The organism is Pseudoalteromonas sp. SIMBA_162, from assembly GCF_046535955.1.
Lineage (GTDB): Bacteria > Pseudomonadota > Gammaproteobacteria > Enterobacterales > Alteromonadaceae > Pseudoalteromonas > Pseudoalteromonas marina.
In genome coordinates this window covers 1-279 of record NZ_JAWJBQ010000278.1, presented here as the reverse complement: position 1 = coordinate 279, position 279 = coordinate 1, and the positions used below count along the sequence as shown (strand labels likewise).

1 protein-coding gene is annotated in these 279 nt (G+C 63.8%); it reads left to right on the top strand.

The features are described from left to right. Positions 1 to 279, top strand: a 279-nt coding sequence (locus R0J88_RS19670; protein WP_410900823.1) for an ABC transporter substrate-binding protein, incomplete at both ends; no start/stop codon positions are given.

The following is a 279-nucleotide window of genomic DNA, read 5'->3' as shown; positions in this document are numbered from 1 at the left end:
CTGGAAAAGCGCCTGGCCGAGCAGGGCGTGCAGGTGCAGTGGACCGAATTCCCCGGCGGCCCGCAGCTGCTTGAAGGGCTGAACGTCGGCTCCATCGACTTTGGTGTTACCGGCGAAACCCCGCCCGTATTTGCCCAGGCCGCCGGCGCCGATCTGCTCTATGTGGCCTACGAGCCGCCAGCGCCGCACAGCGAAGCGATCCTGGTGCCGAAGGGTTCGTCGATCCAGTCGGTCAAGGAACTCAAAGGCAAGAAAGTCGCCCTCAACAAAGGCTCCAAC